17 protein-coding genes are annotated in these 18,208 nt (G+C 66.0%); 9 read left to right on the top strand and 8 right to left on the bottom strand.

Annotation, left to right across the window (positions count from 1 at the left end; genetic code table 11):
• Positions 1 to 3 precede the first annotated feature (3 nt).
• From FJ970_RS27525 to FJ970_RS27505, 5 genes are read left to right on the top strand one after another with little or no spacing between them, the layout of a single operon-like run.
• Entirely contained in the window at positions 4 to 1,080 is a 1,077-nt protein-coding gene (locus FJ970_RS27525) for a Gfo/Idh/MocA family protein (protein ID WP_140757711.1), read from the top strand.
• Entirely contained in the window at positions 1,080 to 1,898 is an 819-nt protein-coding gene (locus FJ970_RS27520; RefSeq protein WP_140757710.1) for a sugar phosphate isomerase/epimerase family protein, read from the top strand. Before FJ970_RS27525 ends, FJ970_RS27520 begins: the two co-directional genes overlap by 1 nt.
• Complete coding sequence (locus FJ970_RS27515) at positions 1,898 to 2,728, top strand: alpha/beta fold hydrolase (protein ID WP_140757709.1); 831 nt, start codon at positions 1,898 to 1,900, stop codon at positions 2,726 to 2,728. Before FJ970_RS27520 ends, FJ970_RS27515 begins: the two co-directional genes overlap by 1 nt.
• A complete protein-coding gene (locus FJ970_RS27510; protein WP_140757708.1) occupies positions 2,725 to 3,447 on the top strand; it encodes a ribulose-phosphate 3-epimerase in 723 nt (240 codons plus the stop codon). The genes FJ970_RS27515 and FJ970_RS27510 overlap by 4 nt, the downstream gene beginning before the upstream one ends.
• Positions 3,444 to 4,466 (top strand): ROK family protein, encoded by a 1,023-nt coding sequence (locus FJ970_RS27505; protein WP_140757707.1) that lies wholly within the window; start codon positions 3,444 to 3,446, stop codon positions 4,464 to 4,466. The genes FJ970_RS27510 and FJ970_RS27505 overlap by 4 nt, the downstream gene beginning before the upstream one ends.
• A gap of 172 nt (positions 4,467 to 4,638) precedes the next feature.
• Here FJ970_RS27505 and FJ970_RS27500 read toward each other — a convergent pair whose 3' ends face one another.
• On the bottom strand, positions 4,639 to 5,967 hold the full coding sequence (locus FJ970_RS27500; protein ID WP_140757706.1) for a dicarboxylate/amino acid:cation symporter: 1,329 nt from the start codon (positions 5,965 to 5,967) through the stop codon (positions 4,639 to 4,641).
• A 231-nt stretch (positions 5,968 to 6,198) separates the two neighbouring features.
• Here FJ970_RS27500 and FJ970_RS27495 point away from each other — a divergent pair, with 231 nt between their 5' ends.
• The 4 genes from FJ970_RS27495 to FJ970_RS27480 are packed head-to-tail and all read left to right on the top strand — an operon-like array spanning position 6,199 to position 9,586.
• Positions 6,199 to 6,735, top strand: coding sequence for a hypothetical protein (locus tag FJ970_RS27495; RefSeq protein WP_227791931.1), 537 nt, complete (start codon positions 6,199 to 6,201; stop codon positions 6,733 to 6,735).
• A gap of 53 nt (positions 6,736 to 6,788) precedes the next feature.
• Positions 6,789 to 7,778, top strand: coding sequence for a sensor histidine kinase (locus FJ970_RS27490; protein ID WP_227791930.1), 990 nt, complete (start codon positions 6,789 to 6,791; stop codon positions 7,776 to 7,778).
• Complete coding sequence (locus FJ970_RS27485) at positions 7,775 to 9,127, top strand: sigma-54-dependent transcriptional regulator (RefSeq protein ID WP_140757705.1); 1,353 nt, start codon at positions 7,775 to 7,777, stop codon at positions 9,125 to 9,127. The genes FJ970_RS27490 and FJ970_RS27485 overlap by 4 nt, the downstream gene beginning before the upstream one ends.
• A 30-nt stretch (positions 9,128 to 9,157) precedes the next feature.
• The gene (locus tag FJ970_RS27480) at positions 9,158 to 9,586 is read left to right on the top strand and encodes a GNAT family N-acetyltransferase (RefSeq protein ID WP_140757704.1); all 429 of its coding nucleotides are present in this window, start codon (positions 9,158 to 9,160) and stop codon (positions 9,584 to 9,586) included.
• On the opposite strand, the gene FJ970_RS27475 is transcribed toward FJ970_RS27480, so the two are convergent.
• From FJ970_RS27475 to murQ, 7 genes are all read right to left on the bottom strand, one after another.
• Positions 9,587 to 10,702, bottom strand: coding sequence for an anhydro-N-acetylmuramic acid kinase (locus tag FJ970_RS27475; protein WP_140757703.1), 1,116 nt, complete (start codon positions 10,700 to 10,702; stop codon positions 9,587 to 9,589).
• A 9-nt stretch (positions 10,703 to 10,711) separates the two neighbouring features.
• Positions 10,712 to 11,716, bottom strand: a complete 1,005-nt coding sequence (locus tag FJ970_RS27470) for a serine hydrolase domain-containing protein (protein WP_140757702.1) — start codon at positions 11,714 to 11,716, stop codon at positions 10,712 to 10,714.
• Positions 11,717 to 11,939: 223 nt separating this feature from the next.
• Positions 11,940 to 13,688, bottom strand: a complete 1,749-nt coding sequence (locus FJ970_RS27465) for an ABC transporter ATP-binding protein (RefSeq protein WP_140757700.1) — start codon at positions 13,686 to 13,688, stop codon at positions 11,940 to 11,942.
• Entirely contained in the window at positions 13,685 to 14,524 is an 840-nt protein-coding gene (locus tag FJ970_RS27460) for an ABC transporter permease (protein ID WP_140757699.1), read from the bottom strand. Before FJ970_RS27460 ends, FJ970_RS27465 begins: the two co-directional genes overlap by 4 nt.
• Positions 14,524 to 15,483, bottom strand: a complete 960-nt coding sequence (locus FJ970_RS27455; RefSeq protein WP_140757698.1) for an ABC transporter permease — start codon at positions 15,481 to 15,483, stop codon at positions 14,524 to 14,526. Before FJ970_RS27455 ends, FJ970_RS27460 begins: the two co-directional genes overlap by 1 nt.
• 37 nt (positions 15,484 to 15,520) lie before the next feature.
• Complete coding sequence (locus FJ970_RS27450; protein WP_140757697.1) at positions 15,521 to 17,035, bottom strand: ABC transporter substrate-binding protein; 1,515 nt, start codon at positions 17,033 to 17,035, stop codon at positions 15,521 to 15,523.
• 146 nt (positions 17,036 to 17,181) lie between these two features.
• Complete coding sequence (gene murQ, locus FJ970_RS27445; protein WP_140757696.1) at positions 17,182 to 18,105, bottom strand: N-acetylmuramic acid 6-phosphate etherase; 924 nt, start codon at positions 18,103 to 18,105, stop codon at positions 17,182 to 17,184.
• Positions 18,106 to 18,208: the final 103 nt, after the last annotated feature.

Raw genomic sequence — 18,208 nt, 5'->3', positions numbered from 1 at the left:
ACGATGATCAAGAAACAGGACAGACGCCTCAGGGTCGGTGTGCTTGGCTGCGGCCCGATCGCGCAGTTCGCGCATCTGGAATCCTGCGTCAAGGCCGGCAATGCCGACCTTTACGCTATCTGCGACGCGGCACCCGATCTGCTTGCCCGCATGGGCGCGACCTACGAACCGCAGAAGACGTATGCCGACTACGACGCCATGCTCGCCGATCCCGAGCTGGAAGCGGTCATCGTCGCCACGTCGGATGCCTATCACGTGCCGATGTCGATCAAGGCGCTCGATGCCGGCAAGCATGTTCTCTGCGAAAAGCCGATCGGCACCTCGATCGAGGAAGGCGAGGCGCTGGCCGCAGCGGTCAAGCGCTCCGGCAAGGTGCTGCAGGTCGGGCACATGAAGCGTTTCGACCCTGCGCTGGAGGCCGCGCGCGACTTCGTCCGCGACGAGATCGGCGAGGTGTTGGCGCTGAAGGCCTGGTATTGCGATTCCACCCACCGCTACACCAACACCGATGCCGTGCAGCCGCTTCCCGTCACCAGCAAGTTGGCGAAGAAGCCGGGCGGAAATCCCAAGGCCGATCTCAGGCAATATTTCATGCTGGCGCACGGCTCGCATCTGGTCGACACCGCCCGCTTCCTCTGCGGCGAGATCACCGCCGTGCGTGCTCGCCTCAACGAGCGCTTCGGCGCCTATTGCTGGTTCGTCGAGACCGAATTCGCCAGCGGCGCGCTCGGTCACCTCGATCTGACCGTCGCCGTGCGCATGGACTGGCACGAGGGTTTTCAGCTCTATGGCGAGAACGGGTCCGTCATCGCGAAAACCTTCAACCCCTGGTACTTCCGCGCCAGCGAGGTCGACATCTTCCATGAGAAGGACGCGACCTCGCGAAAACCGCTCGGCGCCGACGGCCATTTCTTCCGTCGCCAGCTCGAAGGCCTTGCCGACACCGTGCTCACCGGCGCACCGATGCGTGGCGCCAATGTCGAGGACGGCATCGCCTCGATCCGCGCCATGGTGGCGATTGCCCGTTCTGTCGAGACTGGCGAACGGGTTGAGCTCGCCTCGGTTTCGGGTGCGGTCTGATGCGCCTCGGCATCTTCGCCAAGACCTTTTCGGGCACCGACCCGGCCGCCGTGCTGACTGCCGTGAACCAGGCCGGATACGAGACGACGCAGTTCAATCTCGCCTGCGCCGGCCTGTCGTCGATGCCGGATGTCGTGCCGGCGGATGCCGTCGCCGCCATCCGCACCGCAGTGCGATCGTCGAGCGTTTCGCTGGCCGCGCTGTCGGGCACCTACAACATGGCGCACCCCGACAAGGCTATGCGCGACGACGGACTTCGCCGTCTTGGCATCGTCATCGAGACTGCCGCCACCCTCGGCATCCCGCTGGTCACGCTCTGCACCGGCTCGCGCAATGCCGCCGACCAATGGGCTTTCCACCCCGACAATGCTGATCCGTCCGCCTGGTCCGACATGGCCGCCGAGATGGCAAAGGCGCTGGCGCTGGCCGAGGAGGCCGGCGTCGATCTCGGCATCGAGCCCGAGCAGGCCAACATCGTCACCTCGGCCACGGATGCGACGCGCCTGATCGCCGAGATGGGCTCCAGGCACCTGAAGATCGTGCTCGACCCCGCCAACCTGTTCGAACATGCGACGCCGGATGAGGCGCGCATGATCGTCGCTGCCGCGATCGATGAGGCCGCCGGCCACATCGCCATGGCGCATGCCAAGGACCGTTTCGCCGACGGCCGCTTCGCTACTGCAGGGCAAGGCATCGTCGACTTCCCGGATTTCGTCGCGCGGCTGAAGGGCGTGGGTTTCGATGGCGCGCTCGTCACACATGGCTTGTCCGCCGACGGGGCTGCTGGCGTAGCCACCTTCCTGCGAGGGCTGCTCTGATGGACGTCGCGCCAACAATCATGCTGCGAGATGACGCCGCGCTCCGTGTCTTCGACACGGGGCAGGGACTTCCCATCGTCTTCCAGCACGGTCTCGGCGGCGATGCCGCCCAGGTGGCGCAGAACTTTCCCGCCAGCCCGTCGCGCCGCCGGCTGACCGTCGAATGCCGCGCGCAAGGCGGCGCCAGTGTCGGCAGTAGCCGTCCGTTCTCGATCGCCATGTTCGCCGACGATGTGCTGGCCGCTGCCGATGCGGCGGGAATGGAGCGCTTCGTCGCCGGCGGTATCTCGATGGGTGCCGCCATTGCATTGCATCTGGCGGCCCGGCATCCCGATCGCGTCTCTGGCCTCGTGCTGGTGCGCCCAGCCTGGGCCTTCGACGCGGCGCCTGGGAATATGCAGCCTTACGTCGAAGTGGCGGAACTGATCGACCGGCTTCCGCTGGACGAGGCGCGCGCGGCCTTCGCGTCCTCCGCGACAGCAACCCGCTTTCGCAGAGAGGCGCCAGACAATCTCGCTTCGCTGCTCGGCTTCTTCGCGCGTGACAATGCGACCGTCTTCGCCGAGGTGATGCAGGCGATCGCGAATGACGGACCCGGCGTGACGCGAGCCGAAGCCGCCGATCTTGCAAGGCCCACGCTCGTCATCGGCAGCGGCGTCGATCTCGTCCATCCCTTGGCGACCGCCCGCGAACTCGCCAACACCATCCCCGGCGCGGCCTTTGCCGAGGTGACGCCGAAGGCTACCGACAAGAATAGCCACTTCACCGAAATCCGTGCCGCCATCGGCGGCTTCCTCGATAGAATTTTCAACAACCAGGACCAGTCATGATCTCGAAACCCTTGTCAGGCCCGGCCGCCATCGCCGCATTGCCGCGCGACCGTCTGATCGCCGAATTCTCATCGTGGTCCGCCAATCTCGCCAATTTCGAGAGCGACCTCAGGCGCATCGAACCCTATGTCGATCTGCACCACATCGACGTCGCGGACGGCCATTTCGCGCCGTCCTTCCTGTTCTTCCCCGATCTCGTCGCCCGTATTGCCAAACTGACGGCCAAGCCCATCCACGTCCATCTGATGGTCGATGGGGCAATCGTCGAAGAACAGACGCGTCAGTTCATCGAGGCTGGCGCCGACATGATCAGCGTCCATGCCGAGAATGGCGAGGCGGGCCTGCGCGCGGTGCGGCTGGCGCGTGCACTCGGCGCCGAGGCCGGCGTCGTGCTGAGGCTGGAGACCCCGGTCGAGGCGGTGACGCCTTTCGTCTCCGAGGTCGCTTTCGTCACGCTGCTCGGCACCGCGATCGGCGTCAAGGGCCAGGGCCTGTCGGAGAAAGCCTGCGACAGGCTTGGGGAGGCCCGCGCCATCCTGAGGAAGGCCGATCGCGAGGCAACAGTGGTGCTCGCCGCCGATGGCGGCATCCGCCACGAAACCGTGCCGCTGCTGCGCGCCGCCGGCGCCGAGACCGTGGTGCTCGGTTCGCTCGCTTTCGGCGACAAGGATCTCGCCGGCCGCATCGGCTGGCTGCATGGTTTGAAGGTCGCGGCATGAGCATCGAAGCCGCCCTTGCGATCGATCTTGGCGGCACCGAGCTTCGTGCCGCTTTGGTCGACCGTGACGGCAAGATCCTGGCTTTCGCAGCTGTGCCGACGCAGGCGCAGGCCGGTCCCGAAGTGGTCATCGGCCAGATCGAGGCGCTGGCGGCAACCGTCCATGCCGAGGCGCCGGGGGTGTCGATCCTCGGCGTCGGCGTCGGCGCGCCGGGTCCGCTCGATCCGCTGGCCGGCATCGCCGTCGGACCGCCGACGCTGACCGGCTGGCAGGACGTGCCATTGGCAGACATCCTCGAGCGGCGGCTCGGCCTGCCGGTGCGGCTGGAGAATGACGCCAATGCGGCGGCGCTCGGCGAATGGCGCTTCGGTGCCGGCCACGGAGCGCGCTCGCTGGTCTTCGTCACCGTCTCGACCGGGATCGGCGGCGGCGTCGTCGCCGACGGGCGCATCCTGCATGGGCGTCGCGGCCTTGCTGCAGAGATCGGCCACATGACCATCACCAATGAAGGCGAGCGCTGCGTTTGCGGCGTCGTCGGCTGCTTCGAGGCCATCGCCTCCGGCACCGCGCTCGGCCGCCGCGCCAATACCGCGACGTCGCCCCTGGACGGCTCGACGCTGCGCCGCCTCTCGGCAAACGCCGAGGTGACCGGCCGCCACGTCGTCGAGGCGGCACGCCTGCAGGACGATCTCGCTCTGGCCCTGCTCGAGGAGGAGGCCCGCTGGCTCGGCGTCGGCTTCACCAATCTCTTGCATCTCTATTCGCCAGACGTGCTGGTCGTCGGCGGCGGCATCGCCAATGGCCTCGACCTGATGGCGCCCGTCATCGAGGCGACCATCCGCCAGCGGGCCATGCGCGCCTATCGCGACGTGCCGGTGGTCCAGGCCCAGCTCGGCCGCCACGCCGGGCTGGTCGGCGCGGCCAGCCTGGTGCTGTTCGATGATTTGGGCACGCTGGCGGCTCCCATGCCGGTCGGCCCTAGCACGTATCCGGACACGAGGAGGGACTTCAATGGCTGAGTTCAAGCTGCGCGGCCCGATCGCGCTGCAAGTCGATCCGTCGCGCTGCCATCTCTTCGCGGCCGATGGCAAGGCGCTGGCGCCACTGGGCAAAGCCGCCTGACGTCACGGACATAAGACGATGGCCGCAAGCTGCGTGCCTGCGGCCATCGTCATTTCACGGAACGGCGGATTACTCGGCGGGAAGGATGTCCGCCGGCAGGCTGTCGTCGGCCGTGCCAGCCAATGCGCTGGCCAGCTTGGTTTCGTCGAGTTCGCCTTCCCAGCGCGCCACGACCAGCGTCGCCACCGCATTGCCGACGAAGTTGGTCAGCGCCCGGCATTCCGACATGAAGCGGTCGACGCCGAGGATCAGCGCCATGCCGGCGACCGGCACCGAGGGCACGACCGAAAGCGTCGCGGCCAAGGTGATGAAGCCGGCCCCGGTGATGCCGGCGGCTCCCTTGGAGGACAGCATGGCGACCAGCAGCAGCAGGATCTGATCGCCGATCGACAGATGGATGTTCGTCGCCTGGGCGATGAACAGGGCGGCCAGCGTCATGTAGATGTTGGTGCCGTCGAGATTGAAGGAATAGCCGGTCGGGATGACCAGCCCGACCACCGAGCGTTTGGCGCCGGCCTTTTCCATCTTCTCCATCAGCGAGGGCAGGGCGGCTTCCGACGAGGACGTTCCCAACACCAGCAGCAGCTCTTCCTTGATGTAGCGGATCAGGGACAGGATCGAGAAGCCGTTGTAACGGCAGACGGCACCGAGCACGACGAACACGAACAGGAACGAGGTCGCGTAGAAGGTTCCGACCAGCATGGCGAGGTTGATGACCGAGCCGATGCCGTATTTGCCGATGGTGAAGGCCATGGCGCCGAACGCGCCGATAGGGGCGGCCTTCATCAGCACGCCGACCAGCTTGAACATCGGCGCCATCAGCGCCTGCAGGAAGTTGAGCACCGGCGTGCCCTTGTCGCCGACCAGCGCCAGCGCGATGCCGAACAGCACCGAGAAGAACAGCACCTGCAGGATGTCGCCGTCGGCGAAGGCGCCGACGATCGTGCCGGGGATGATGTTCATCAGGAAGCCGGTGACCGACTGGTCATGTGCCTTGGCGGCGTAAGTGTTGACGGTCGAGGCGTCGAGCGTCGCCGGGTCGATGTTGAAGCCGGCGCCCGGCTGCACGACATTGGCCATGACAAGGCCGATGATGAGCGCCAACGTGGAGAAGGTGAGGAAGTAGAGCATCGCCTTGCCGGCGACGCGGCCGACCTTCTGCAGGTCGCTCATGCCGGCGATGCCGGTTGCCACCGTCAGGAAGATGACCGGGGCGATGATCATCTTCACCAGCTTGATGAAGGCATCGCCGAGCGGTTTCATGCTCTCGCCGATCGACGGATAGTAATGGCCGAGCAGGATGCCGACGGTGATTGCCACCAGCACCTGGACGTAGAGCTGGGCATAGAGGGGCTTGCGCTGCGCGGCGGGCGCGGCGGATTGGTCTGCGATATGCATGGAACTCTCCCTGGCCGGATGGACGGAACCCGCCCTGCGTGACTTCTCCCATCGCGGCGTTCCGGTCGCCCGCCGCTGCAAGGACTTTTGCAAGCGCTGTGCCAGATGGCGGAAAGACCGGAATTCCCGGGTCTCAGCCGTTCCTGCCCTGCTTTCGACGGAGATTTGTGCGGATTTCCGCACAGCTCTTGTTTGCCCTGGCGGAATTTCGCATTAGACTGGGGCCAAGCCTTGCAGGGAAGGAGAGGGCCGACGCCGCGACAGCGCATCGATAGCGAAGCCCCAGGATTTGCCGGTCGCGACCTGTTGCGCGAAGCGGTAGCGCGCCTGCGCGGCGGCCGTTGGCTGCTTCTAGCAATCGCGCTCGCGGTGCTGGTCGGCGCGGTCGCCATTGCCGGGCGCATCGCCGAGGGGCAGGCCGCCGGCAACCTGCGCGCCGGGGCACTGGCCGCCTTGCCGCTGGCGGCGGGAACGCTGACCGGCGAAATCGAAAAGCAGCGTCTCGTGCCGCTGGTGCTGGCGCGCGACGATGCGGTGCGCGATGCGCTGCGCCGCGCCGGGAAGGTCGAGGAAACAGCTCTCGACGCCAAGCTGAAGGCCATCGCCGGCGATGCGTCGGCGTCGTTCTGGCCACCAGCCAGCCCGACTGGCGGTTCCATGCGCTGGCGCCGCTCTCCGCCGCGGACGCCGCCGCGGCGCATGACCAGCTTCAACTGTACGCCGCCTTCGAACCTCTGCCGATACGCCGTGGCGCCGGTGACGGCCTGACGACAATCGACGAAGCCGGAAAATCGCGCCGGTTCGTCGAGGTGGTGCAGGACTTGCCCGATGCCGTTCCCGGCTGGCGCCTGTGGCTGCTGACGCCCGCCGATGCCGCCCTGGCTGCCGCCGCCAACACGGCGCGCCTGACGACACTGCTCGGGCTGCTGCTGATGGGGCTGCTTGCCTACGTGCTCACGCGGCGCCGTCGCACACGCCGGCTGCGGCAGGAGGCACTGGCGCGCATGAATGCCGAACTCGAGAGCCGGGTCAGCACAAGGACGGCCGAATTGACGCGATCGAACACGGCCCTTGCCGGCGAAATCGTCGAGCGCGAAAACGCCGAGGCCAAGGTCCGCCGGCTGCGCGACGATCTCGCCCAGGCCAACCGGCTCTCCATCCTCGGCCAGATCGCCGCCGGCGTGGCGCACGAGATCAATCAGCCGGTCGCCGCGATCCGCACCTATGCCGAGAATGCCGGCCGCTTTCTCGACGCCGGCAAGACCGAACCGGCGAGCGGCAATCTGACCTCCATCGTGTCGATGACCGAACGCATCGGTGCCATCACCGGCACGCTGCGCAGCTTTGCCCGCAGGCCCGGCACTGCTGCAACCCCCTTGCCGGTGCGCGAGGCGATCGAGGGCGCGCTGTCGCTTCTGTCCGGCCGCATCCGCGATTCCGGCGTCACCATCGTCAAGCCGCGCGGCACCGCATCCCCACTGGTGATGGCAAGCCGCATCCGGCTGGAGCAGATCCTCGTCAACCTGTTGCAGAACGCCCTGGACGCCATGAAGGACCGGCCTGATCCCCGCATCGAGATCGACCTCGCCGAACGTGGCGACAGGGTGCTGATTTCAGTGCGCGACAATGGGCCCGGCCTCGGGCCGGAAGCCGCCGGCAATCTGTTCATGCCGTTCCAGACCACCAAGGAGAAGGGGCTTGGCCTGGTGATCTCGCAGGAGATCGCCCAGGAATTGGGCGGCACGCTGCGGCTCGACCCCGACACCGCCAGCGGCGCATCCTTCACCATCGACTTGAGGCGGATCGAATGACCCAGGGATCAGAGCTGGTGGCGCTCGTCGACGACGATGCCGACCTGCTTCATGCCACCACGCAACTGCTCGAACTTGCCGGCTTCACGGTAATCGCGCTCGACGCCGCCGAAGCGGCGCTTGGCGTCGTCGACAAGGATTTCGAGGGTGTGGTCGTCAGCGATATCCGCATGCCTGGCATGAACGGTCTGCAGCTCTTCGACCGCATCAAGGCTGTCGACGCCGACTTGCCGGTGATCCTGGTCACCGGGCATGGCGATGTCGATCTTGCGGTCGCCGCGCTCAAGGACGGCGTCTATGATTTCATCCCGAAACCCTATGCGGGGGAGCGCCTGGTCGAGGCGCTGAAACGGGCATCGGAGAAGCGGCGGCTGGTCATGGAAAACCGGCGACTGCGCGACGCCGCGGCACTTGCCGCCGACGGCATGCCGTTGATCGGCGAGGCGCCCGCCATGAGGCGTTTGCGCGAGACGTTGCGCCAGATCGCCGACATGGATGTCGACGTGCTGGTGGAAGGCGAGACCGGAACCGGCAAGGAAGTGGTGGCCGACCTCCTGCATCGGTGGGGCCGGCGTCGCGCAAAGCCCTTCGTCGCATTGAACTGCGGCGCTCTGCCCGAAACCGTCATCGAAAGCGAGCTGTTCGGCCACGAGGCCGGCGCGTTTACCGGGGCGCAGCGGCGGCGGATCGGCCGGATAGAGCACTCCAGCGGCGGCACGCTGTTTCTCGACGAGATCGAATCCATGCCACCGGCCCTGCAGGTCAAGCTCTTGCGGGTGCTGGAGACGCGCAGCCTCACCCCGCTCGGCTCGAACGAGACACGGCGCCTCGATCTCCGGGTCGTCGCGGCGACCAAGATCGACCTCGGCCGGCCCGACCAGCGTGGCGATTTCCGCGAGGATCTCTATTTCCGCCTCAACGTGGTGACGCTGCGCATTCCCCCGCTACGCGAGCGGCGCGGCGATATCGCGATGCTGTTCGGCCATTTCCTCGGCAAGGCGGTGGAACGGTTCGGCCGCCCTGTCGCCAGGGCGAATGCAGCCGTGAGCCATCATCTCCAGTCGCACGACTGGCCGGGCAATGTGCGCGAACTCGCGCATTTCGCCGATCGCGTCGCGCTCGGCCTTGGGCCTGAGGACGAAGCCAGGGCAGTCGATCGGCTGCCGGAGTCTGCCGCCGCGCTGCCCGAAAGGGTCGGGCAATACGAGGCGCAGCTCATCCGCGACGCGCTACGCGATCATGGCGGCGATGTACGCGGCGCCATCGACGCGCTCGGCGTGCCGCGCAAGACGTTCTACGACAAGCTCAAGCGCTACGGCATTGCCGCTTCCGACTTCCGCCCCTCTTGACGCTTCCAACTGCGCAATCCGGAAAGAGCCATGAACACGACACTCGAAACGACGGCAAATCCCCAGCCGGAAGAACTCGCCTTTCTCAGTGAACGGCTGACGGCGTTCAACGACGCCGATGTCGGCGCGTCCGAAAGGAAGGCGTTGGCCGTATTCGTGCGCGGCGAGGACGGCGCGGTGGTCGCCGGCATTTCGGGCTACACTGCCTGGGGCTGGCTCTACGTGCAGTGGCTGTGGGTCGACGAAAGGCTGCGCGGCCAGCACATGGCCGGCCAGATGCTGGACGCGGCCGAACGCGAAGCCGTGGCGCGCGGCTGCCAAAATGCCTGGATCGACACTTTCAATCCCAACGCCGCCAAGGTCTATCAGCGGCAGGGCTACCAACCCTTTGGGACGCTGGCCGATTTCCCTGTCGGCCGCAGCCGCATCTTCTTGCGGAAGACGCTGCCGACCGGTTGATCAGCCAGCCAGCTTTCCGCCGCGCATCGGCTGCGGTGCGCCGGTCGTGCTTGGAAAACTGATCGGCAGGCCGCGCAGCACGCGCACCGCGAGGAAGGCAAAGCACTCCGCCTCCACCGCGTCGCCACTCCAGCCGAGGCTTTCGGCCAGCACCACCTCGACGCCGGCGCGGCTGGCCAGCATGGCCATCATCGTCGGGTTGTGGCGGCCGCCGCCGCTGACCACCAGCTTCTTCGGCCGGCTTGGCAGAAGGTCGAGCGCCTTGCCGACAGCCGACGCGGTGAAGGCGGTAAGCAGGGCCGCTCCATCCTCGGCGCTCAGGCCATCGGCCATGGCCGCGCCGAAGTCGAAACGGTCGAGCGATTTCGGGTAGGCCTTGGTCAGATAGGGATGCTGCAACAGCTTGGCGAGCCGGGCTTCGTCGACCGTTCCCGCGCGGCCAAGCGCGCCGTCGCGGTCCATTTCGCCAAGCCCTTTCGACTTGATGAAGTCGTTGAGCGGCGCGTTGGCGGGGCCGGTATCGAAGGCGATGACATTGTCGGCGCCGTCCCACCAGGTGATGTTGGCGACGCCGCCGAGATTGAGCACGGCCACCTCGCCACTGGCGCCGGCGCTGCGCATCAGCGCGGTGTGATAGGCGGCGGCCAATGGCGCGCCTTGTCCGCCGGCGCGCATGTCGGCCGAACGGAAATCATAGGCAACCTTGGTGCCCAATATCGCATGCATCAGCTCGCCGTCACCAAGCTGGCGGGTCTGGCCGAGCCGCCCGACCTGCGGCGCGCGGTGCAGCACGGTCTGGCCGTGAAAGCCGATGACGCCGACATCAGCCATTGTCATGCCGTATCCTTCGACGAGTTCCTTCACTGCTGCCGACTGCGCACGCGTCAGAGCCTCTTCCGCCTTGCGAAAGATCGCCGGTTCGGGTCCGACAAAATTCCAGGCTCTGGCCGCTGTCAGCGTCTCCTCCAGCAAGGAGCGGATCGACGGGGGATAGGGCATCAGCCGGTAGGTGCCGAAATCCTCGATCCGCTCGCCATCGGTCTTGATCAGCGCCACGTCGATGTTGCCGTCAAGCACGGTGCCGGTCATCAGGCCGACGGCCCAGATTGGTTCCATGGTCTATCCCTAGCCCCTGTTGATGAGATCGCCGACCGCCTGCCGCAGCAGGACGATACCGCTGTCGAAATGACGTGTCGGATGGATGCGGTTGGTGAGCAAGGTCCACGCCTTGCCCTTGTCGAAGTCTATCCACAGTCCGGTGCCGGTAAAACCGGTATGGCCGATCGTTCCCTGACTGCATAACGCACCGCCGGACCAGCCTTCGTGAGGTCGCTCCCAGCCATGGGTTCGGGTGGCGGACAGGGGCGTGCGCATCAGCGCGATCGATTGTCCGGATGCGCCCGTTCCGTCCAGCAGTCGCTGGGCGAAATCGAGCACCGAAGCGGCCGTGCCGAACAGCCCGGCGTGCCCAGCACCTTGCAGCGCCGAGCAATTGTCGTCGTGGACCTCGCCGGACAGCACGCGGTGGCGCCAGGTGCAGTCCTCGGTCGCGGCGGCGGCATCGGGTTCCGTGGACCAGGCAAAACCCGGGCCGGGCTCCATGGCGCGGATGCTCTTGCCCGACAGCCGCTCCAGCGCAAAGCCGAGCAGGATGAAGCTGATGTCGGAATAGACGGGGTCGCGCGCCCGCCATTCCCGCTGCAGGATGAAGGCGCGCAGCAGTTCGGGGTCGCGTCCATAGGTGTAGATCGGTTCGACAGCCGGGAAGGGCGTCTGGTGGCCGAGGCACTGGCGGAAGGTCACTGTCCGCTCCCAGGCGTTCGCGTCATACTGGCGAAGGTCGGGGAGTACCGAGGTCAGCGGCGCGTCGAGATCGATGATGCCGTCCTGCGCCAGCGCCAGGATGCGTGGCGTGGTGAAGATCACCTTGGTCAGGGACGCCAGGTCGAACCAGGTGTTTTCCTGCATCGGCCGCGGCTCCGGCACGAGCTGCGCAGAGCCGATCGCGCGGACGATGCGGTCGCCATCACGGCTGACAATGCCGAGCACGCCGCCGGGGATGCGGCTGGCGGTTACTGCCGTTGCTAAGGGCGCGAATGCGCGGTCGAAGATCTGGGGGAGGCTACTCAATGCCAGCCTCCTTCGGAGAAGTAGCGCTCTACGGCGGCCCCCTCTGTCCTGCCGGACATCTCCCCCACGTGGGGGGAGATTGGCAGTTTTGGCGCCCCGCTCTTTTTACAACGTTGGAGATTGGCGAAAGCCGCGATGACATCCAATCTCCCCCCTTGTGGGGGAGATGTCCGGCAGGACAGAGGGGGGCGCTGTCCCGCCGACCTTGCATATCCCAAGGCCATCACGCCTCCACCCTCGCCATATGATCCCCGCCAAACCGCTCCCATTTCGCCGGCGCCGGTTCAAACCCTTGCGGCCTGACCAGCGACGGCACCTGGCGCGTGTCGATCTCGAAATGCTCGTGCCGCCGGTCGATGGTCGGAACGGCGGCGATCAGCTTCTTCGTGTAGGAATGCCTCGGCTTCGACAGCACGGATTGCGCGTCGCCGATCTCGACGATCTGGCCGGCATAGATGACGGCGATGCGGTGCGCGATCCGTTCGACCACCGCCATGTCGTGCGAGATGAACAGATAGGCCAGCCCAAACTCGCGCTGCAGGTCGACCAGCAGCTCCAGCACTTTGGCCTGCACCGAGACATCGAGCGCTGACACCGCTTCATCGAGAACGACGACGGACGGGTTGAGCATCAGCGCGCGGGCGATGCACAGCCTTTGCCGCTGGCCGCCGGAGAATTCATGCGGATAGCGCTCGAGGCTGTTCCTGGGCAGGCCGACGCGTTCGAGGAGGCTCGCCATCCTGGCCCGGGTTTCGGCATCCACCCGCCCGCCGGTGGCGATCACCGGTTCGGCCAGGATGCTTTCGATGGCCAGCCTCGGGTTGAGCGAAGCGTAGGGGTTCTGGAACACCATCTGCACGGGTTTGGCGCCGCGCTCCGGCGACGCCATTCGGCGGCCAACCGAGAAGCTGCCGCGCGTCGATCGCACCAGCCCGAGAACCGCCTTGGCGGTGGTGGATTTACCCGAGCCGCTTTCGCCGACGATGGCCAGCGTCTCGCCTTGCATCAGATCGAAATCGACACCGTCGACGGCATGCACCGCGCCGGTGGCACGGCTGAAGAAATTGCTCTTGAGCGGAAACCGCACCACGAGACCATCGATCGTCAACGCCGGTTGCGTGTTCGCACCCTTGTCGCGCTGCCCGTCCGCGCGTGTCGCCCGGCCGCTGGCGAAATGCGGCACGTCCTGCAGCAGATGCTGCGTGTAGGGATGCTGGGGGCTGTCGAGGATCTGGTTCAGCTCGCCCTGTTCGACGGCCTGGCCGTTCTGCATCACCATCACCTTGTCGGCGATGCCGGCGACTAGGCCGATATCGTGCGTGATGAAGATCATCGACATGCCGCTTTCGCGCTTGAGTTCGGCCAGCAGCGCCATGATCTGCGCCTGCACCGTCACATCGAGAGCCGTCGTCGGCTCGTCGGCGATCAGCACGCGCGGATTGCAGGCGAGCGCAATGGCGATCATCACCCGCTGCAGCATGCCGCCGGACAGCTGGTTGGGTGTGTATTTCAGCCGTCGCGCGGCATCGGGAATGCGCACGCGGTCGAGCGCGTCCCTGGCTGCCGCCGTGGCTTGCCGGCCTGTCAGCCCGCGATGCAGGCGGAACGATTCCTCGATCTGGGTGCCGATGGTCAGCACCGGGTTGAGCGATGTCATCGGCTCCTGGAAGATCATGCCGATCTCGGCGCCGCGAATGCCGGTGAGTTGCGCCTCGGTCGCGGCCGCCAACTCGAAGATGGTCCCATCGGCCCGCTTGAGCTTCATCGAACCGCCGGTGATGCGGCCGCCGCCGAAATCGACGAGCCGGTTGATCGACAGCGCGGTCACCGATTTGCCCGAGCCGCTTTCGCCGACAATGGCCAGCGTCTCGCCGTCGGCGATATCGAAACCGACGCCGCGCACCACTTCATTGGCCTTGGGATTGCGGCCGAAGCCGACGCGCAGATCCGAGACCGACAGCAGCGGGGTCATGCGAACGCTCTCCGCATCCTCGGGTCGAGGATGTCGCGCAAGGCGTCACCCAGCAGGTTGAAGCCGAGGATGCTGATCATGATCGCCAGACCTGGGAAGATCATCAGCCAGGGCGCCGTCTCCATCAAATTGCGGCTATCGCTCAGCATCAGGCCGAGCGAGGCGGCAGGCGGTTGAGTGCCCAGCCCGAGAAAACTCAAGCCGGCTTCCGTCAGCAGCGCCCAGGCCAGCGCCAGCGTCACCTGCACAGTCAGCGGCGCCACGAGGTTGAGCAGCAGGTGGCGCGTGACGATATAGCTCGCACTGCTGCCGAAGGTGCGCGCGGCGTCGACGAATTCGCGTGCCTTGAGCGACAGGGCTGGGCCGCGCACGACGCGGGTAAAGATCGGCGTGTAGACGATGCCGATGGCCACCACGCTGGTCCATGTGCCCGGCCCGGCGACGGTGACGATGAGCAGCGCCAGAAGGATCGCCGGGAAAGCCAGCAGCACGTCCATGATGCGCATCACGACGCCGTCCCAGCGGCGCCCGAGCCAGGCGGCGGCGAGCCCCAGGACCGTTCCGGCAAGGGACGCGAACGCCACCGAGAAGAAGGCGACCGTAAAGGACTGGCCGATGCCCGCCATCAGGCGGCTGGCGACATCGCGGCCGAACAGGTCGGTGCCCATCCAGTAGGCGGCGCTGGGCGCGTGCAGCCGGTCGATACGGTATTGCGTGATCGGATTGTGCGGCGTCAGCCCCAGCAGGCCAAGGATGGCGAGCAGCAGATAGACGCATACGATGATGCCGCCGATGCGGCCGCTTCCATGGCCGAAGATCGCGCGCAGGATGCGCATCACTGTTCCCCCAGCCGGATGCGAGGATCGAGCGCGACATAGGCGAGGTCGACCAGGAGATTGACGATCATGAAGTTGAAGGCGATGAACAGCACGCTTCCCTGCACCAGCGCATAGTCGCGCTGCAGGATGGCGTCGAGCACCATGCGTCCGAGGCCGGGCAGGGCGTAGATCTGCTCGACGATGACGGCGCCGCCCAAGAGATAGCCGAACTCGATGCCGCTCAGCGTCACCACCGGGATCAGCGCGTTGGGCAAAGCATGCCGCCAGATGACGCTGCGCGCCGAAGCGCCCTTGCTGCGGGCCGTGCGCACATAATCGTCGCTCAACACGTCGAGCATCGCCGAGCGCGCTATGCGGGTGACCGACGCCGCGAAGGCAAAGCCGAGCGTGATGGCTGGCAGGATCAGCTGGCTGAGGTTGCGCAATGGATCCTGCCAGAGCGGTGTGAACTCGCCCATCGCCGGCAGCACGCCGAAGCCGGCCGACAGCGTGTAGATGATCAGGAGCCCAAGCACGAAACTCGGCGTCGACTGGCCGATCATGGCGACGACGCGCACCCCGAGGTCGGACGGCTTTTCATTGTGCGTGGCGGCATAGATGCCCGCTGGCATGCCGACGGCAAGCGCGATGATCATCGACAGGAGGGCGAGCTCCAGCGTCAGCGGGAAGCGCTCGATGATGACGTCGAGAACGGGCCGGCCATAGGTGACGGAGATGCCGAAATTGCCGTGCAGGATGCCGCCGATCCAGCGCCAGTATTGAACGAACCAGGGTTGGTCGATGCCGAAATAGGCGGCGAGTGAATCGCGTTGTACCGGCGTCAGCAGGCCGGCCTCGGTGCCCAGCATCGCCGTGATCGAATCGCCGGGCACCATCCGGATCGCCACGAAGACCAGGATGGACACGCCAAGCAGGACGAGAGGAAACGTCGCCAGCCGTCGCAAGAGATAGTTCACGCCAGGAAGACCTCTCGTCCCGTTGCCGAATCCGGCGCTATTGGATCGTCACTTTGCTCAGGCTGAACAGCGTGCCGGTCGGCGTCGGCACGAAGCCGGCGATGTTTTTCTGCTGGGCCGTGTAGCTGTAGGAGGTGTAGAGCCAGATCCACGGCGACATCTCGGCGAGATGCTTCTCGAACGCGGCGAAGATCGCCTTGCGTTTGGCCGGGTCGGTCTCGGCGCGGCCCTGCTGCATCAGGCTGTCCAGCGTGTCGTCGATGTAGTTCGCCACCTTCTGCAGATTGCCGGCCTTGGTCCAGTAGCGGTTGTACATCGTATAGGGGTCGGCACGACCGCCGTTGAGCGCGATCGCCATGTCGAAATCGCCTTTCAGCCAGGCGTCGACATAGACGTTGAGCTCCATCATCTTGATGTCGAGCTTGACGCCGATTTCGGCGAGTTGCGACTGGATGACCTGGGCTTCCGCCGCCGCCGTCGGCGGCTCGCCGGTGGCGCCGATCACGGTCGCCGAAAAGCCGTCGGCAAAACCGGCCTCGGCCATCAGCTTCTTGGCCTTTTCAACATCGCGCTTGTAGCAGAACAACTGGCTCGGATCGGTGGCGAACGCCGGGATGGTCAGTGGCCCGGTGACCTTGCCTTCGCCCAGCGCAGCAGTGTCCAGCACCTCCTGCCGGTCGATGGCGCAGGAGATCGCCTGGCGCACCTTGAGCTCGGTCATCGGCTTGCGCGACGGGTTGAGCTGCAGCACGTTGTAGGCAAGCACGGGCACGCGGTTGAGCTGCAGGGTGGCTTCCTTCGGCACGAGCGTGGCGACCAGCGGGTCGTTGAGCAGGGCGAAATCGATCTGTTTGGTGCGCATGGCCGCGAGGATCGCCGCCTCGTCCGGCAGCACGCTGATCTCGATGCCATCGACGCCGGTCGCGCCGCCGGCCCAGTCCTTGTTGGCGCTCAAGACCTCCTTGGCGTTGGGGTCCCACTTGTCGAGCTTGAACGGGCCGGAACCGACCGCTTTGGTGCCGATCGAGCCTGCCTTGATTTCAGCCGCCGGAACGATGGCCGCGTTGACGTCGCTCATCGCCGTCAGGATCGGCGCGTCGGGCTGCGAGAGGTGGAATACGACGGTGCCTGCATCCGGCGTGTCGATGCTGGCGATCGACAGAAAATTGGCGCGGGCGGCGGCACCCGTCTTCTCGTCGAGGATGCGCTCGAACGACACCTTGACGTCGGCGGAGGTCACCGCCGTGCCGTCCTGGAATTTCGCCTTGGGATCGAGCTTGAAGGTCAGCTCCTTGCCGTCTTTCGAAAACTCCCAGGAGGTGGCGACGGCAGGGATGATCTGCAGGCTGGCGTCGAGCCGCACCAGGGGCTCGTAGATGAGCTCCAAAAGCCGCAGCGAGGAAAATGCCGTCTGCTTGTGCGGATCAAGCCCGGTGGCGTCTTGCGACCAGGCCATGTGCAATGTCGCCGCCTGCGCCGAAACCGAGGCGATGCCGAGCATAGCGGCAAGGGTGATGCCCGACAGCAGTGTTCTTGTGAGGTGCCTTACCATTTTCGTCTCCCATTATGACTTGACTTGATGCCTTGCAGTTTCTGTCGACCGCTTCCAAGGTACACGTGCTTTGGAGTATCGGCCCAGTCTATGCGGCTTCACCCCGTCTTGTCTAAAGCGGCTTCAGCCGTCATGTCCCATCTGCTTCAGGCCGCTTCGTCGCTGATGGCCTTTCGCAGGAACCCTCCGGCTTTGACCAGCGCGGCCCGCGCCGCCTCGACATCGAGGCCGGTGATGGTCACCAGGATCGCCAGCTTGACGTCATTGCCGGTCCGCTCGAGCGCCTGTCGCGCCTGCGGCGCGGTGCAGCCGGTCGTCTGCATGACGATCCTGACCGCGCGGGCGACCAGCTTCCGGTTCGACGGGTTCAGGTCGACCATCAGATTCTGGTAGCTCTTGCCGATGCGGATCATCGAAGCCGTGGTCAGCATGTTGAGCACCAGCTTCTGCGCGGTTCCCGATTTCAGCCGCGTCGAGCCGGTGAGCACTTCGGGGCCGACGACGGGCGAGATGGCGATGTCGGCGATGCCTGCAATGGTCGATGCCGGATTGCAGGACAGCGCGACGGTCGTCGCGCCGATCTGCCTGGCATAGGTCAGCCCGCCGATCACATAGGGCGTACGCCCGCTGACCGCGATACCTACCACGACGTCGTCAGCGGTGAGCGTGATCTCCTGCAAGGCCTTGGCGCCCATCTTCGGGTCATCCTCGGCGCCTTCGAGCGAGCGCACCAGCGCGTCTAATCCGCCGGCGATCAGGCCGACCACCATGCCTTCGGGCACACCGAAGGTGGGCGGACATTCCGAAGCGTCGAGCACGCCAAGCCGGCCGCTGGTGCCGGCGCCGATATAGACGAGCCGCGCGCCTTTCTGGAAGGCGAGCACGATCTGGTCCACCGCGGCGGCGATTTGCGGCAGGACCTTTTCGACGGCCGCCGGGACAAGCCTGTCCTCGTCATTGATCCTGCGCAGCACGTCGATGGTCGGCAGCAGGTCGATGTCGACGGTCCTTGGGTTCCGGCCCTCGGAAACCAGCCGGTCCAGTTCGGACATCAACCCTTGCTCGGTCATCCCAGTGCTCTCAAAAATCATACTGCACGGCGCGCCCGGCATGGCTCGACGGGCAACCAGTGCAGACGGACCTTGGGTCCGTCACCGCAGTTTTTCTTTGTTA

Source organism: Mesorhizobium sp. B2-1-8 (genome assembly GCF_006442545.2).
GTDB lineage: Bacteria > Pseudomonadota > Alphaproteobacteria > Rhizobiales > Rhizobiaceae > Mesorhizobium.
The sequence above is the reverse complement of the archived record's forward strand: the minus strand, read 5'-3'. Positions and strand labels throughout refer to the sequence as shown.

Coding starts and splice junctions, on each gene's coding strand:
- FJ970_RS27525 (WP_140757711.1), top strand. CDS start 4: ATGATCAAGAAACAGGACAGACGCCTCAGGGTCGGTGTGCTTGGCTGC.
- FJ970_RS27520 (WP_140757710.1), top strand. CDS start 1,080: ATGCGCCTCGGCATCTTCGCCAAGACCTTTTCGGGCACCGACCCGGCC.
- FJ970_RS27515 (WP_140757709.1), top strand. CDS start 1,898: ATGGACGTCGCGCCAACAATCATGCTGCGAGATGACGCCGCGCTCCGT.
- FJ970_RS27510 (WP_140757708.1), top strand. CDS start 2,725: ATGATCTCGAAACCCTTGTCAGGCCCGGCCGCCATCGCCGCATTGCCG.
- FJ970_RS27505 (WP_140757707.1), top strand. CDS start 3,444: ATGAGCATCGAAGCCGCCCTTGCGATCGATCTTGGCGGCACCGAGCTT.
- FJ970_RS27500 (WP_140757706.1), bottom strand. CDS start 5,967: ATGCATATCGCAGACCAATCCGCCGCGCCCGCCGCGCAGCGCAAGCCC.
- FJ970_RS27485 (WP_140757705.1), top strand. CDS start 7,775: ATGACCCAGGGATCAGAGCTGGTGGCGCTCGTCGACGACGATGCCGAC.
- FJ970_RS27480 (WP_140757704.1), top strand. CDS start 9,158: ATGAACACGACACTCGAAACGACGGCAAATCCCCAGCCGGAAGAACTC.
- FJ970_RS27475 (WP_140757703.1), bottom strand. CDS start 10,702: ATGGAACCAATCTGGGCCGTCGGCCTGATGACCGGCACCGTGCTTGAC.
- FJ970_RS27465 (WP_140757700.1), bottom strand. CDS start 13,688: ATGACCCCGCTGCTGTCGGTCTCGGATCTGCGCGTCGGCTTCGGCCGC.
- FJ970_RS27460 (WP_140757699.1), bottom strand. CDS start 14,524: ATGCGCATCCTGCGCGCGATCTTCGGCCATGGAAGCGGCCGCATCGGC.
- FJ970_RS27450 (WP_140757697.1), bottom strand. CDS start 17,035: ATGGTAAGGCACCTCACAAGAACACTGCTGTCGGGCATCACCCTTGCC.
- murQ (WP_140757696.1), bottom strand. CDS start 18,105: ATGACCGAGCAAGGGTTGATGTCCGAACTGGACCGGCTGGTTTCCGAG.